Raw genomic sequence first — 14,105 nt, forward strand, 5'->3', positions numbered from 1 at the left:
TGACGTGCGATCGGCATGGGCGCCGCACTCCTCGCAGCGGGAGATTCCAGCGCAAAGCGCTCTAGGCAAGCGGGAAATCCTCGATATACTGGAAGAGATGGAAGCGGCATCCGGACCATCCGCCGGCCGGGATGGCCGCAATCGATCCAGGAGGAGGAGAACGGATGATCGAACGAGCGAAACGGGAGGACCTGCCGGCCATCCTTTCGCTGCAGAGGCTCGCTTATCTGAGCGAGGCCGAGCTGTATGACGGCATGGCGATCCCCCCGCTGACGCAGACGCTGGAGGAGCTGGAGCAGGATCATCGGGAGGGCGTCGTGCTGATCGTCGTGGAAGGCGGCGACATCGTGGGCTCCGTCCGCGCCAAGCGCGACGGGGACAGCGTGCGCATCGGCAAGCTGATCGTGCATCCGTCCGCCCAGAACCGAGGCCTCGGCAAGCGGCTGCTGCTGGAGGCGGAGCGGCTTTGGCCGGATGCGGCGCGCGCAGAGCTGTTCATGGGCCATCGCAGCATGAAAAATCTGGCGTTCTACCGCAAGCTCGGCTACGAGCCCTTCAAGGAAAGGCTCGTCGACGAACGGCTGACGCTCGTCTTTTTGGAGAAGCGGCTGCCGAAGCGGGAGCGCCGGGATGAGGAGTAAGGGACAGGAGGACGGCCGGATGCGGCAAAAGGGGCATGGCAGATGCAGCAAAAGGGGCGGACGGTGGATGCAGCAAAGGGCGCGGATGGCGATTGCGGCAAAAGGGGCGGACGCGGCGCAAGGCTTGCCGTCTCGGGCGCAGGTCGGCGCGGCGCGCGGGCTTGCGGAGGAGGCTCCGCGCCGAGGCGTGGGGAGAGGCTTGCGCGGCTTTGCGGATGGCGGCGCATCGGGAGGCTTGTCGAAGGCTTGGCGCATTCTCGCGGCCTTGCGGCGGGCGCCGCTTGCGCTGATCCTGCTGCTCGCGGCAAGCGCCGCGCTTGCGCCTGAGCCTGCCGCCGCCAACGGAGGGCCGGTCCGGGAAGCTGCCCCAGGCTTCGGACCGCTGACATTCGAACCCTCCGAGACGATCCGGCTCGTGCGCGAGAAGGTCGTGCTCGAGCTGCCGGCCGGCATCGAGGCGCACGAAGAAGCCGAGGTGTCCGTCGAGTACGAGCTCCAGAACGAGAGCGAAGCGAGGCAGAGCGTCGAAATGCTGTTCGTCCGACCGGGGCAGCAGAGCGTGGACGTTCGCGAGGCGGACGGCGGCCTTTTGCCCGCGCAGGCGGTCGATCCGGCTTCGCTGAAGGGGATGATGAACAGCCGGCGCAACGATGAGACGATTATCGACCCGATCGACGGACGCGCCTTCCCGCCTCCCTCCGAGCTGCTCACGCTTGCGGGCTCGCGCTACTCGCTGACGTTCGCTCCCGGCGAAACGAAGCGCCTGTCCATCCGCTACCGCGACCAGGGCGGGATGGAGACGATCTCGGTGGCGACTGCGGTCGGGGCGAATCGGTACTATCTTTCGCCGGCCGCCTATTGGAAAGGGCAGCCTGAAGTCGAGCTGGAGGCCCGGCTGCCGGATAGCTGGGGCTGGAGGCTGCATAGCAACGTGCCGCTGCGCTGCGAGGACGGCGTCTGCCGGGTGAAGCTCGACCGCCTGCCCCTGGAGGAGTGGACGATCAGCTATGCCTCTTCGAAGAGGCTCCTTTTCCCGATCAACCGCCAGCTTTTTTACAATCTCTGCGTGCTGATCACGGCGGCGGCGCTGACGCTGTACGGAGGCGATCTCGCCCGCAGGCTTCGCCGCTTCTGGGTTTCGCTGATCGGTTCGGGGCTGGGCCTCGCGCTTGTGGTCGTCTACATCGCCCGCCTGGGCGGCTATCCGTTCGAGATCATCCTGCTGCCGGGTCTATATGGACTGGTTTTCCTGCTCCAGGCGCTGTATTTGAAAAGGCTGGCCCGGCAGCTCAAGCGTCTGCCCGCCCGCAAGCCGAAGGATGAGCCTGCCTGACGAGCGCTGCCGCCATCGGCAGGGAGCTCGATCGGCCGGCGCTGGCCGCGGCCGGGTGAGCGCTTCGCGGCGGATCGGGAAGCGGTTCGCCCCGTGCAGCGCGATAAAAAAGCCCGCCACCGGCCGAGGCCGGTGGCGGGCTTGAGGATATAGGCAGCAGCCTTTCGGAGCCGCTTTGCTTCGATGCGGGTTTGTGTTCTAACGACGGGTCAGAAGCTTAGACGCCTGTTTTTCCGCTTTCCTCTGCGTTAACGACTCCTCAGACGCTTAAACGTTCGCATGGCGGTATTTCTACTCGTTGGACGCTGTTTTCCCGACGCTAAGCTTCTCACGAGTCATTAAAGTTCGGCGAGGGCTGAATTCGGCCGTCTAATGAGCGGATTCGTCGTTAGCCTCTTTAATGAGGGTGCTTGCGTCAGAACGGACCGCTGCGGGCGAATGAACCTACGCCTGCAGCAGCTTCAGCAGGCGCTGCACCGCGGCGGCGGCTTCCGCGCGGGTGAGCTCCGCCTGCGGCCGGAACGCGCCGTTCGCGTCGCCTTGCAGCAGGCCGGCCTCGTAGGCGGCCGCGACGGACGGCGCCGCCCAGGCACCGATCGCTCCCGCGTCGGCGGCAGCCGGCCGTTCGCCGGCGGCAGCCACGAGCGGCTTGCCCGCTGCGGCGGCGGCGCGCACGAGCATCGCCGCCATCTGCTCGCGGCTCAGCAAAGCTTGCGGAGCGGCGATGCCGTCCGCCTGGCCGCGAAGGATGCCCGCGTCCAGAGCGGCCGAGACCGCTCCGGCGTACCAGGCGTCCGCCGAGACGTCGGCGAAGCCTGCCGCGGCGCTGCCGGAGGCGCTCAGGCCGAGCGCCCGGACGAGCATGGCCGCCAGCTCCGCGCGGCTGACGGACTTGGCGGGCAGGAAGCCTGCCGCGCCTGCGCCTTGCACGATGCCTTTGGCCGACAGGCTGGCGATGCCCGCCTGCGCCCAGTGGCCGGCCGGCACGTCGGCATACGCGACGCTCAGCTCCAGCACGGCGTAGCGTCCGGCGGAGCGGACGTCGGCGTCGGCGGTCCAATCGCCGCCTGCGAGCCGGGAGCCGAGCTGGTAGGCCGGCGCGCCGTTCGCGTCCAGGCGGAAGATGCCGGAGCGCTCCGGATCGAAGCCGGCTGCCGCGCTCAGCTTCAGCCGGATCGAAGCCGCTTCAAGCGGCAGCTCCCGGCCGTCCGCGGCGATCGAGCCGATGGCGAGCTCCACGCTGCCGCCTGCGGCGGCATACGCGCGGCTGCCCGGCTGCTGCAGCGGAGCCAGCTGCTCTCCTACGCCGGCCGCCGCGCTCAGGCGGATCGACAGCGGCGCATCGCCGGCCTGCTGCCAAAGCTGGCGCAGCTCGTCGCCGGACAGCTCGGCGCTCAGGCCGGGCAGCTCGAGGCGGAGGCCGTCCGCCAGCCGCGGCTTCAGCTCGGCGCCCAGGCGCACGGTCGCCGCTCCGTCCAGCTTGAGGACGGCGGCGGCTCCGGCATCGCCGGACAGCTGGCCGGCCTGCACGGCGACGACGCCGCTGCCGGCGCTCGGCGTCGGCGAGGCTGCCGCGCTTGGCGCCGGCGTAGCGGTTGGCGCCGGAGTCCGCTCCGGCGTCGGCGTCGGTGTTGCCGGAGGCTCGCCGGTCGCCGGAGGCTCGCCGGTTGCCGGAGGCTCGCCCGTTGCCGGAGGCTCGCCCGTTGCCGGAGGCTGGCCCGTCGCCGGAGGCTCGCCGGTCGCCGGAGGCTCGCCGGTCGCCGGAGGCTCGCCCGTTGCCGGAGGCTCGCCCGTCGCCGGAGGCTCGCCCGTTGCCGGAGGCTCGCCCGTCGCCGGAGGCTCGCCGGTCGCTGGAGGCTCGCCGGTCGCCGGAGGCTCGCCGGTCGCCGGAGGCTCGCCGGTGCCCGGCAGGTCGCCGGTCCGCGTCAGCCGGATGTCGTCGAAGTAGCCCCATGCCGCGCCGGGCGCTTCGACGTCGAAGCCGATCGTCACCTGGCCGTTGGCCACTTCGATGCCGCTGACCTTGTATTCCTTCCATACATTCCAGCCGGTGTTGACGATGTCCGCGTTCCAGCGCGAGCCGATGCCCGTCTCGGCGTACAGCTGCAGCTTCGTCTCGCCGCCGCCGCCCGATGCGGCGGCCGTGAGCTCGTAGACGCCTTTCGGCAGCTGGCTCACGATCTGCGTCAGCGTGAAGCGGTACGGATCCTCATACCAATAGTTGAACGCATGCGTGCCCGCATGGGCATTGGCCGCATTGTTCTCGACCTTGCCCGCGCCGGCGGTGCCGCCGAGCGTCCAGCCGGTCAGGTCGCCGTTTTCGAAGCCGGGGTTCTGCACGGGATTTTTCTCCGGCGCCTTCACCAGCTCGAAATCGTCCAAATACCCCCATGTGCCGCCCGGAGCCTCGACGTCGAAGCCGATCGTCACCTGTCCGTTCGTCACCTCGATCTCCTCGACGGCGTACGGCTTCCATACGTTCCAGCCCGCATTCACGGCATCCGCGCCGAGCGGATCGCCGCCGTACCCTTCGGCGAACAGCCGCAGCTTCGTCTCGCCGCCGCCGCCCGACGCCCAGGCGCTGAGGCGGTACGTGCCGTTTTCCAGCCCCGTCACCGTCTGGCTGATGCGGTAGCCGTACTCCGTTCCGTAATAATAGTTGACCGAATGCCCGCCGCTATGCGCGTTGCCCGCTTCCTTGGACAGCTTGGCCGCGCCTTCCGTGCCGCTCAGCGTCCAGCCGGCCAGGCCGTCCTGCTCGAAGCCGGGGTTACGGACGAGGTTCGGATTGTCCACGACCTTGACGGTCACGGCGGCCCGCATCGCGGCGTCCACGCCTTGCACGGAGCCTTGCAGCTCGTACGTCCCCGGCACTTTCCACTGATCCGGATCGGCCGGCTCGTCCCAGACGACTGCCCGCTTCTCGATGCTGCCCTCGCTGAGCAGCACCTCGGCCTCGGCCGGCAGCTCCGGCGCGGAGCCGGCGCTCGCGGTCACGTCCAGGGAGGGATAGACGAGCAGCGGCTTGATGTCGTCCAGATCGCCCGGCACGAACCGGAACGCATCCAGCGACTCCAGCGCGTTGCCGTCGAAGTCGAACATCGCCTGGTTCTCCCACGCGTTGCCTTCGCCGGCCTTCCAGCCGACGCCCGCCAGCCAGGCCGGCTCCCAGTAAAAGACGCCGAGCCCCTTGCCGCCCTGCACATGAGCGACGGTGTTCAGAATGAGCTCGGTGACGAGCTTCTGGCTCGCCACGCTCGCCTCGAAGCCGGTCAGCTTCGCCTGCGCCTCGCCGGCGATGTTGCCGTGGCCGTCCGCGTCCTCGAGCGTGTACGGGTAGGCCGTCTCCGCGACGACGACTTCTTTGCCGTAACGGGCCGCCAGATCGTCCATGTTGCTCTTGAGCTCTTGGAACGTGCCGTGCCAGTACGGATAGTAGGACAGTCCGATCACGTCATAGTCGATGCCCTGCAGCCGCGCCTGGTCGAAAAACGTCCGGAACTTCGCGTTGCTGCCGCCTTCGGCCAGATGCAGCATGATCTTGGTCTCGTGCCCGGCGGGCGTCGTCTCGCGCACCGCGCGCACGCCCTCGGACAGCAGCTGGGCCAGCTGCGCGAAGCGGCTCGTCGAGCCGTCCGGCAGCAGCATGCCGGAGTTGATCTCGTTGCCGATCTGCACCATGTCCGGGTATGCGCCCTCGGCGAGCAGCTCGTCCATCACCTCGCGGGTGTAGCCGTAGAGCGCCGCCTTCAGCTCGTCGAAGCCGAGCGAAGCCCAGGCGGCGGGCTTGACCTGCTGGCCGGGATCGGCCCAGAAGTCGCTGTAATGGAAGTCGACGAGCAGCCCCATGCCGGCGGCCTTCACCCGCTTGGCCATCTCGATGAGATGGGCCTTGTCGTTGTAGCCGTCCGCCTGGACGGGATCGTTCCACAGGCGCAGGCGCACGTAGTTGACGCCATGCTCCTTGAGGATCGCGAGCAGGTCGCGCTCGGTTCCGTCGTCGTAGAAGGCGACGCCCTTGTCCTCGAGCGCCTGCAGCGTGGAGATGTCTACGCCCTTGATGAAGCCGTCCGGGTCGGACGAAGCGGCCGCGTCGGCGACCGCTCCTCCTGCCGGCAGGCCGAGTCCGGCGAGCCCGATGACGAGCGCCAGCATGGCGGCGCCGAGTCGGCGCAGCAGCTTGGTATGCACGATGATGATTCCCCCTTGTACCGTTGTCTCTCCTATTGTAGGGAACAGGTGAAAGCGCACCCATTCAGCGGGTCAACAAAAAGAGATACACTTTCAACGATGCGGGGTGGAAGGAGCGTGGGGCACGGCTCTCCTCAGTGGTAAAAATGGCATTGAGAGGCCCCGCCGCCGAGGAACGGCCCTCCTCAGTGGTAAATATGGCACTGAGGAGCCCGTCCGCCAGCCGCCGGAGCCGCTCGAAAAAAAGCAGACCGCCCCGAACCTCGTAAAAGGTTAGGCGGTCTACTCGCTGCTATGCGATTTGACGGGATGCAAGCCGACGCTCCGGATCCGATCTGGACCTCGCGCCAAGCCCTTGCGCCGGAGCGCTGGCCTGGCCGCTCCTTCAAGCGCCTAGCTGCCGAGCGTGACGGACACCGTCGTCAGGTTCGTGCTGTTCTGCCGCAGGCGCAGGCTGGCGGCTCCGCTCGAGCCCGACTTGATGCGGACGGTGAGCTGCTTGGAGGCGCTGCCGCTGCTGTCGGCCGTCAGGCTGAACGAGGAGCTGTAGCCGTAGGCGGTCGGCCAGCTGCCGTCGGCGTTCTGCACCTGGGCGATCTGCGTGCCGCCGGAGGTCAGGTAGATGCCGACGTTGTACCCGCTTGTCGTGCCGTTCGGCGTCAAGCCGCTTGCCTTGACCGTGATCTGGAACGACGTGCCGTTGCTCGGCAGCGTCGCTGGCGTCACGAAGCTGTAGCTGAGCACGCCCGGCGTCGGAGTCGGCGTTGCCGTCGGCGAAGCGGTCGGCGTCGGGGTCGGCGTCACGGTAGGCGTTGGCGTCGGAGACGCGGCGCCGTAGCCGTAGGAGCCCGTCTTGAACGTGGACGAGTCGTACCACTTGTAGCCGGCGGCCGGCGCGGCCCACGGCTCCGCCTGCGGCTCGGTCGAGGAGGCCGGATCTTCAAAGGCGAGCAGCGGCGTCGGGCTGTCGAGCGTCAGGCCGCTCACCTGCGACAGGCTCGTGTAGCTCTCCGGCACGGCCAGCCAGTTCACGAGGTTGACGAGCAGCGTGTCGTCGTCGACTTCCTTGAAGCCGTCGTACGTCGTCTTGCTCGCTCCGGTGTCCTCGCGCTTGTACTTCGGCGAGGCGTCCTCGACAGGGGAGGAGTCGCCGATGAACGCCGCTTTGCCCGCGCCTTTCTTGGCGACCGCGACATACGGCCCCTCGGCGACGCCGCCTCCGGCATAGACGCCCTGATCGACGGCGCTGCCCCACTTGGCGGATGTCTGCGGCAGGTAGACGATGCCCTTGGCTTTGGCCGGATCGATGATCGCGAGCGTCGAGCCGGCATGCATCGCCACGGACGATACGCCCTGCGTAATGCCGAACGCCTGGCTCGGCGCGACGATCTGCGTCGCGTTCACGTCGCCGAGCGCGTTGTAGCGGAAGCGCACGCCGAAGTTCGTCGCGAGCCAGTCCGAGCTGACGACGCCCTGCATGGCGGGGGAGGCGGCTTCTTCGGCGCTCATTCCTTTGGCCGGGTTCGTCCAGGCGCCGCGGCGGTAGCCGTTGATCGCTTCGCTGCCGTCCCAGCGGTTCTTGTTGCGGTCCGCGTTGTAATGGTCGCCGATGAAGAAGATGCTGCCGCCGTTCTGCACGTATTGCGCCATCGCCGCCTGCTCCGTCGCCTTGTACGGCACGTTCGGCTCGGCCGTGATGAACACGTTGTACGGCGTCAGGTCGGAGAGGGTGATCGGAGTCGTCTTGCGCAGCTCCTTGACGTAGAACCCGGCGGACGCAAGCGCGTTGCCGAAGTCCGAGAAGCCGCCGTCGATGACCCAGTCCGCGGCGCCGGCCGTCTGGGCATGGGTGTTGTCGAAAAGGATCTTCTTGCCGGCGTTGCCGTTCACGACCTTGGCGGCGATGGACGGCGCAGGGTCCGACGGCCCCTCCGCATAGGCGCGGTAGCCTCCGGGCTGCGCCAGCGGGGCAGGGAGCAGGAGGGCTGCGGCGACGGCCGCGCCGAGCAGGCGTTTCTTCCATGACAAAGCTGGTTTCATAACTCGTCCCCTTTCGATGGGCGCGGAATCTTCTTCCATTCCGGCTGAGACTACTATAAGGCGAGAGGAGGGAGTTCGGATAGAGGGATGTGAGGGGCATGTCCGTCATATTTTTGTAAATGTCGGCAGGGAACCTTTTCCTGTTCAAGTGGAAGATACTCCCTCTAAGTCAACCGACATGATAACATAGGGAGCATAGACTGATCTTAGGAGGATCCTATTTGCAGCTCGTGATTGAAAAGCTCTACCACGGAACGACAGATGACAGCTTAGCTGGGTTTTCCCGTCAGCTGATCAACTCCGAATACTGGAGGCCGGGACGAGATTTCGGACCGGGCTTTTACGCAACGCCCGACATTGACCAAGCACGTGAATGGGCGCACAAAGCGGCGGAGAAACGAGCGCGTGTGGGTGAGTTTGTCCGACCCTGCGTTCTGGAGGTTGATTTTCTCCCTCAACCCTACATAGATGATGATGGTGGCGTGGAGAACGAGACGACTATTTTCAGTGGTGTCTCGCGCTCGTGGGCGTATTTTATTTATCAACACCGGTTAGCTTCTAGCCAATCCGGAGACCCTTGTAAAAAACACCCCGCTGTTGTAATCGGGCCTATGGCCGACAACGACACTGGCGCTATTGTTCAACAAGAGATACAATACCAGTACGGGTTCGACTGGTTCTACGACAGGATTATTCATTCCCGACAAAATCAAAAGCTCAGTCTCCCTAGATTAGGAACGCAGATTGCATTTTGCTCCGACGTGTGGGATTCGCGGCTGGCACTCACCGGGTATTATGTTTATAGCGAGGAAGGAGCGTGGAACCATGAAGAGCGAAAAGCTGACTCCGTATGAAACGGCAATTGCCAGGGAATTGCACCATCACTTCGGCTTTTCCGAAGAGCAGGGTGAAGAATTGGTCATCCGTTACCGGACTCCTATCCATCTTATTGGTAGCTATGACCCGCCTTACGAGCACGCTGAGGCCATTGCTAAGTGCGTGGAGAAAAACATTTCCCCCGCCCGCTCCGCAGCCAACATCCGCAAAGTGTCAAAGCAAAGCAAGTCCGACTCTGGCATAGATCCTCTTACCAAGATTGAGATGGCTGCGGCGTTAATCTCCCACTAATACTTAAACCCACCTCATGTAGAGGTGGGTTTTTCTTATCCATCGCGCTTGAAGGAGCGAGAGTCGATGAACGGATAACGCCTCCGCTTGGCGACCAGACTAGAGTGGTAAAGTTCTCCTATAGTGATGTGGAGCGCTTGCGGGACGGAAAGCGGCTATGCTACACTCGTAGCAATCAAACGCGAAAGCCGTCCGCGGGCCGTCAGGCTCCAGCCGGGCGGCTCGCGATCGAACGGAGGGTTGCGTGTGATTCATTCGATTCGGATCCGCACGGTGCGTCGCTAATGGAATAACGCCCATGTTCTGCCTTTGTGCAGGGATCTCGAATCGTGGATGAATCCACGTTCATCGCTTTGACGCGCCTCTTTCGCATCTCCCGTCTCCCGGAGGCTTCGGCCCTTTAGGCGGGGATGTCGGCGAGGCCGCCTCTTCCGTCCGCGGAGGAGCCTTTCTGTCCGGCCGGAGAGCGGCGCGGCGGCATGCTGCCGTCCGCGTCCCTCCGGGCGCCGCTGCCATGCGGCGAGGCGGACAGGGACGAAGCCGATCCATCCTGCATAACTGCGAACACGGGCCGCTAGGTCCGTGTTTTTTCATACCTGCCCCAAGAGAGGATGATTTCCCATATGACAACACATTCCAACCAACACCCCCGCGAGCGCGCGATTCTCGTCGGCGTGCACGAACAGAACAACCACCAGTTCGCCTACTCCATGCAGGAGCTGCAAGGGCTGGCCGAAGCCTGCAACATCGAGGTCGTGGCCGAGCTGACGCAAAAGGCGGAGCGCATCCACAGCACGCACTACCTCGGCTCCGGCAAGCTCGAGGAGCTGGCGGCTCTCATGGAGGCGTACGATTCCCCGACCGTCATCTGCAACGACGAGCTGTCGCCTTCGCAGATCCGCAACCTCGAGGCCGCCGTCAAGACGAAGGTCATCGACCGCACGATCGTCATCCTCGACATCTTCGCCGAGCGGGCGCAGACGAAGGAGGCGCAGCTGCAGGTCGAGGTAGCCCGCCTGAACTACATGCTGCCGCGCCTCGTCGGCTTGCGCGAGTCGCTCGGCCGCCAAGGCGGCGGAGGCGGAGCCGGCCTGCGCAACCGCGGCGCGGGCGAGACCAAGCTGGAGCTCGACCGCCGGCGGATCGAGGAGCGCATCCACCTGCTGGAGACGGAGCTCGAGAAGCTCGTCCATCAGCGCCAGGTGCAGCGCAAGCGCCGCAAGAAGAACGAGATCCCCGTGCTCGCGCTCGTCGGCTACACCAACGCCGGCAAGTCGACGCTGCTGAACGCGCTCGTCGATACGTTCCACCCCGATTCCGGCAAGAACGTGCTCGCCAAAGACATGCTGTTCGCCACGCTGGAGACGTCGGTGCGCAGCATCGAGCTGCCGGACCGCAAGTCGTTCCTGCTGACCGACACGGTCGGCTTCGTCAGCGGGCTGCCCCATCATCTCATCAAGGCGTTCCGCTCGACGCTGGAGGAGGTCGCCGAGGCCGACCTGCTCGTGCATGTCGTCGACGCCTCCAACCCGGAGTTCAAGCAGCAGATCGAGGTCACCGAGCAGACGCTCAAGGAGCTCGGCGCGGACGGCATCCCGATGCTGTATGCGTTCAACAAATCCGACCTCGCCGGCAGAAGCTACCCGCGCGTAGAGCAGGACCGGGTGTATCTGTCCGCCTCCAGGCGCGAGGGCGTCGACGAGCTCGTCGCGCAGATTCGCAAGCAGATCTTCCGCGACTACATCGCCGCCGAGGTCGTCGTGCCTTTCCACCAGGGCGCGTGGGTGTCGTTTTTCAACGAGCATGCCCATGTGCAGGAGACGGAGTACGAAGAGGCCGGCACGCGCCTCAAGCTCGAGGTGCGCGAGGCGGATCTGAACCGCTTCTATCAGGAGACGGGCGCGGAGCGGCAGCCGGCGGCCCGGGAGTAGGGCGAGGGGGCGAGCGGCATCCGGTGGAAAAGGCGCGGCTCATCCAAGGCAGAAAAGGGCCTTGGATGGGCTGGGTTCCGGCCGGAGCGATGGATCCAAGGCAGAAAAGTGCCTTGGATGAGCCGGAGTCCGGCCGGGGCGCTGGATCCAAGGCAGAAAAGTGCCTTGGATGAGCCGGCGGCCGGCCGGAGCGATGGATCCAAGGCAGAAAAGTGCCTTGGATGGGCCGGAGCCCGGCCGGAGCGATGGATCCAAGGCAGAAAAGTGCCTTGGATGGGCCAGGGCCCGGCCGTAGCGATGGATCCAAGGCAGAAAAGTGCCTTGGATGGGCCGGAGCCCGGCCGTAGCGATGGATCCAAGGCAGAAAAGTGCCTTGGATGGGCCGGAGCCCGGCCGGAGCGATGGATCCAAGGCAGAAAAGGGCCTTGGATGAGCCGGAGCCCGGCCGTAGCGATGGATCCAAGGCAGAAAAGTGCCTTGGATGAGCCGGAGCCCGGCCGTAGCGATGGATCCAAGGCAGAAAAGTGCCTTGGATGAGCCGGAGCCCGGCCGTAGCGATGGATCCAAGGCAGAAAAGTGCCTTGGATGAGCCGGAGCGCGGCTCGGTCCCAATTAAAGAAGCGTCCCGCCCATTCTTGATGAATGGGGCGGGACGCTTTTTTATAAATGATGCCCGAGCTCGCCGATCCTGATTCGCCGAAAGGGATGCCGCCGCTTGCCTGAATTGTCCTTCATGCTGCATCTGGCCCTGCTCCCTCGCTCATCCTGCTCCCTCGCTCATCCTGCTCTCTCGCTCATCCTGCTCAGCCGAGCGCCTTCAGGCCGACGGCCGCGCCGAGCACGAGCGTGATGCAGAGGATGCGCAGGACGCTGCGCGACTCGCCGAAGAACAGCATGCCGACGACCGCGCCGCCCGCCGCTCCGATGCCGGTCCACACCGCATACGCGGTGCCCATCGGCAGATCGCGCATCGCCAGGCTGAGCAGCAGGAAGCTGAGGATGAAGCCGGCGGCCAGCAGGGCGAAGTTCGCGAAGCTGCGGCGTTCGTTGAGCCGGTTCATCATCGTCACGCCGAACACCTCGCACAGCCCTGCGCCGATCAGATACACCCAGGCCATGTCAGACCGCCTCCTTTCCGGACTTGTCCGCCGCCGGCTCGTGGCCGAGCAGCTTGAGGCCGACGACTCCGATCAGCAGCACGCCGATGAGCGCGAGCTTGATCGGCTTGACCGGGTCGCCGAACAGGATCATGTCGGCCAGGACGGTGCCGGCCGTGCCGAGTCCGACGAATACCGCATAGACGGTGCCGACGGGCAAGTGGCGCGCCGCGTTCAGCAGCACATAGAAGCTGATCAGGATGCAGACGGCGGTCAGCGCCCATTCGAGCGCCGTGTCGGCATGCTTGAGACCGATGACCCAGCCTACCTCGAACACGCAGGCGCCGACGATTTGAAGCCAGTAACGATTCATGATGAAGTCCCCTTTCTGATGCCGCACTTGCTGCGGCTCGCTGGACGCGCTCCGTGCGACCGCCGTTTCCAGTATGCCCCATCCCGCGCAGGAGATGCCCGCAAAAAAGCCCGGAAGACAGCCGCTGAATACGCGGTCATCTCCCGGGCTTTTATCCCTCCGTGTCTGCGCGGCCATGCGGCCGTGCCGTTCCCTCTCGGACCAGTCCGGCGCGCTGCGCCGCGGAACCCTAGGCAACTGATTCCCGACATTATAGCAACCGGGGCGACAGATGGCAAGGGCAGCATCTGGAACTTTCTTGCAGGGAGAGGCGTCTAACCGGATAACAGCGAGCTATGGAGAGGAGCGGGACCGGATGAGGCGAGGCGGCGGTTCGGACAAGAGGCGGCAGGAGCGGGGCGAAGGGACGGGCGGCCATGCCGAATCCGGCAGCGGCCAAGATCGGGGCGGGCGCCAGGGTGGGCACAAAGGTCGGATCGGACCGGCCGGCGGGGCGGACAAGAGGGCGAAGCGCCTCGTCAGCGCCGCGCTTGGCGGCTCTCTGCTGCTCGCGGGATGCAGCCTCGCGCTGCTGCGGTACGGACTGACCCATGCGGACGATACGCCTTGGGACCACGAATCGCCGCTTGCTCAGGCAGGCTTGTGGGGCGTGCTGCTGTTCAGCGGCGGAGCGCTGGCTTTGGCGTTGGCGAGGGCTTGGTTGGCGCTTGCGCCGGGATTCCGCAGAGAAGGAGGCGGGCGATGATGGAGAAGAACAGGTCGACGACAAGGGAGCGAGCGGCGGTTTCGGGAAGGTCCGGACAACTAGCCGGCGGCGGCTCCCAAAACGGTCGAAAAAACGGCAGCGCCATCGTGACTTATTTGCTGCTGCTGAATTTCATTTTCATCGCGCTGTTCATGGGGGCGGTGCTCGGCGTGGAGCGGATCGAGGGGTATAAGATCGCGACGACGGAGTATTACGGATTAATGAATATTGGAGGCATCTTCATCGCGTTGACGCTGCTCCTCGCGGTCGCGCTTTATGCCGTTGTGATGCTGCCGATCACGCTCGCGGCAAACCGCTGGCTGCGCCACCCGCTGCTGCAGACGGCTTTGTTCACCGGGCTGTTCCTATGGGCGGGGCAGCTGCAGTACCGGGATTACCCGCTGGACTTCCGGGAGGGCTACGGCCTCAGCCCGTGGACGTCGTGGTGGATGTTCGGGCTGGCGGGGCTGCTGTATGCGGGGGCGAACCTGCTGCTGGGGCGGCTGGCGGGTCGAGAGAGGCCCTTAGGCTTGCTGATGCAGCATCAGGGCTATTTTTCATAGCTGCGAGGCAATGAAGGTTCATCCGGAGATGGAGGCGGGCGAGGGGCGCGGAGGCAAAGAAAA

General features: G+C 65.5%; 10 protein-coding genes, 1 pseudogene and 1 riboswitch. Of the genes and pseudogenes, 7 read left to right on the forward strand and 4 right to left on the reverse strand.

From position 1 onward, the window contains the following. Nucleotides 1-164 precede the first annotated feature (164 nt). Complete coding sequence (locus NYE40_RS02310; RefSeq protein ID WP_101808428.1) at nt 165-641, forward strand: GNAT family N-acetyltransferase; 477 nt, start codon at nt 165-167, stop codon at nt 639-641. Between the two features lie 67 nt (nt 642-708). Continuing rightward, complete coding sequence (locus NYE40_RS02315) at nt 709-1,974, forward strand: hypothetical protein (protein ID WP_101808429.1); 1,266 nt, start codon at nt 709-711, stop codon at nt 1,972-1,974. A 444-nt stretch (nt 1,975-2,418) separates the two neighbouring features. Here NYE40_RS02315 and NYE40_RS02320 read toward each other — a convergent pair whose 3' ends face one another. Both NYE40_RS02320 and NYE40_RS02325 read right to left on the reverse strand, forming a co-directional pair. Beyond that, nucleotides 2,419-6,165 carry a glycosyl hydrolase 53 family protein gene (locus NYE40_RS02320; RefSeq protein ID WP_339279233.1) on the reverse strand — a complete coding sequence of 1,249 codons (3,747 nt, stop codon included), beginning with the start codon at nt 6,163-6,165 and terminating at the stop codon, nt 2,419-2,421. 396 nt (nt 6,166-6,561) lie between these two features. Then, nucleotides 6,562-8,205, reverse strand: a pseudogene (locus NYE40_RS02325) (endonuclease); the annotation flags it as partial. 230 nt (nt 8,206-8,435) lie between these two features. On the opposite strand from NYE40_RS02325, the gene NYE40_RS02330 reads away from it, so the two are divergent. From NYE40_RS02330 to hflX, 3 genes are all read left to right on the forward strand, one after another. Next, complete coding sequence (locus NYE40_RS02330; protein ID WP_228551789.1) at nt 8,436-9,059, forward strand: DUF3990 domain-containing protein; 624 nt, start codon at nt 8,436-8,438, stop codon at nt 9,057-9,059. Then, nucleotides 9,031-9,333: a hypothetical protein gene (locus NYE40_RS02335; RefSeq protein ID WP_028599410.1), complete on the forward strand. Its 303-nt coding sequence runs from the start codon at nt 9,031-9,033 to the stop codon at nt 9,331-9,333. Before NYE40_RS02330 ends, NYE40_RS02335 begins: the two co-directional genes overlap by 29 nt. 623 nt (nt 9,334-9,956) lie before the next feature. Beyond that, nucleotides 9,957-11,264, forward strand: coding sequence for a GTPase HflX (gene hflX, locus NYE40_RS02340; protein WP_153782674.1), 1,308 nt, complete (start codon nt 9,957-9,959; stop codon nt 11,262-11,264). 803 nt (nt 11,265-12,067) lie between these two features. On the opposite strand, the gene NYE40_RS02345 is transcribed toward hflX, so the two are convergent. Together NYE40_RS02345 and NYE40_RS02350 are read right to left on the reverse strand one after the other, a co-directional pair. After that, complete coding sequence (locus tag NYE40_RS02345) at nt 12,068-12,382, reverse strand: multidrug efflux SMR transporter (RefSeq protein WP_028599412.1); 315 nt, start codon at nt 12,380-12,382, stop codon at nt 12,068-12,070. A gap of 1 nt (nt 12,383) precedes the next feature. Beyond that, complete coding sequence (locus NYE40_RS02350) at nt 12,384-12,734, reverse strand: multidrug efflux SMR transporter (protein ID WP_028599413.1); 351 nt, start codon at nt 12,732-12,734, stop codon at nt 12,384-12,386. Between the two features lie 138 nt (nt 12,735-12,872). After that, nucleotides 12,873-12,978: riboswitch (guanidine-I (ykkC/yxkD leader) on the reverse strand. 111 nt (nt 12,979-13,089) lie between these two features. On the opposite strand from NYE40_RS02350, the gene NYE40_RS02355 reads away from it, so the two are divergent. Next, nucleotides 13,090-13,479, forward strand: coding sequence for a hypothetical protein (locus NYE40_RS02355; protein WP_101808432.1), 390 nt, complete (start codon nt 13,090-13,092; stop codon nt 13,477-13,479). Further along, nucleotides 13,476-14,042 carry a hypothetical protein gene (locus NYE40_RS02360; protein ID WP_146000490.1) on the forward strand — a complete coding sequence of 189 codons (567 nt, stop codon included), beginning with the start codon at nt 13,476-13,478 and terminating at the stop codon, nt 14,040-14,042. Before NYE40_RS02355 ends, NYE40_RS02360 begins: the two co-directional genes overlap by 4 nt. Nucleotides 14,043-14,105 lie beyond the last annotated feature (63 nt).

Origin of the sequence: Paenibacillus sp. FSL W8-1187, assembly GCF_037965485.1 — a bacterium.
Classification (GTDB): Bacteria; Bacillota; Bacilli; order Paenibacillales; family Paenibacillaceae; genus Paenibacillus_O; species Paenibacillus_O pasadenensis.